This is a genomic window from Citreicella sp. C3M06, assembly GCF_018860705.1.
Classification (GTDB): Bacteria; Pseudomonadota; Alphaproteobacteria; order Rhodobacterales; family Rhodobacteraceae; genus Salipiger.
Genome location: NZ_JAHKQA010000049.1, coordinates 1 through 1,103 on the forward strand (window position 1 = coordinate 1; position 1,103 = coordinate 1,103).

Genomic DNA, 1,103 nt, shown 5'->3' on the forward strand with positions numbered 1-1,103 from the left:
ACCGGGGCGGTTCACAGCCTCTTCTGTCACGAGAAGATGACGCTCGAGATAGCGCGCCAAGGCCGTGGTCAGTTCCTGCGACCACGGCTGGCCTGCCGCTACCGCCTCCAACGCAGAGAGTTCCGGCGCCGCGACAATCAGATCGTCCAATGGGAATTGGATCGTCAACTGCAATGCGGATCCTTGCTGGCGCAACAGAAGAACGCTGCCGGGCAAGGCATGTGCCAGAACAGCCCCGATACTGCCGATAAATACCACAAGCGCGAGCAGGCCGGACCGCCAGATCACTCTTTCTGTCCGCCGTAATCGTCCGCCAGATCGCGCCAGACTGAATGCGGATGGTTCCCTACCTTGTCAGTGGACTTGTTCGATTGAAGCGAGAACTCGATCCAGAGCGACGGCCCATGCACCCGGACGTAATCATCCTCCGCGCTCAGTTGCGGCGTGCCGGAATAACCGAGATAAGTCTCGGGCAATTCGGATGTGTATCTTTCCATGTAGGCTGCGGCCTCGGTGTCGGAAATATCACCGACATAGGTCTCAATCGCGGCAAGAAGCAGGGCGGTCTGATCCTCGCCCAATTCGGAGACCGGCAGGCCCTCGAAGTTATCCGGGATCGCGTCATCGGCCTGCGGCCCGGCGAGGATGTCGCGGTAGGTTCCTTCCAGTTCGGCAACTGCGCGTTGATCCTTCGACAGTGCGCTGAGCAGCGTAGCAAAGGCGTCACGTTCCTGCGTCAGGGGCTGGTTCACCCGGCCGTTCATTTCGAAATAGGGGAAAGGTTCGACGCCCCGGAAGGACGGCGTGGCCCCGGCCAACTCCCCGTCGACATAGGTATTAGCAAAGGCCATGTGGTGCCCGCCATAATAGAGCTCCCATATGCCGGTCGGCCCGGGCGTGCCCAGGAAGGCGAACTTTGTGTTGAAAGAGGAATAGCCAGCCTTGTAGTCGGTGCTGACGGTGTTGATGTAGTCATCGGCGTTGAGTGTCTGGATCATCTCGTCCCAGCCCTCGTCGATTTCACCGTTCGTGGATTCCATCATGATCGCCTTGACCAGCCCGCGCTGTTTGGTGTTCAGCTCGCCTAGGTGTTTAGTCCCGGC

At 59.6% G+C, this 1,103-nt stretch carries 2 protein-coding genes; both read right to left on the reverse strand.

Translation table 11 applies throughout. The features are described from left to right. Positions 1–288 (reverse strand): hypothetical protein (locus KO516_RS12290; protein ID WP_216004090.1); only part of this gene is annotated, 288 nt, incomplete at its 3' end. After that, positions 285–1,103 (reverse strand): DUF3500 domain-containing protein (locus KO516_RS12295; RefSeq protein ID WP_216004091.1); only part of this gene is annotated, 819 nt, incomplete at its 5' end. The genes KO516_RS12295 and KO516_RS12290, both read right to left, overlap by 4 nt.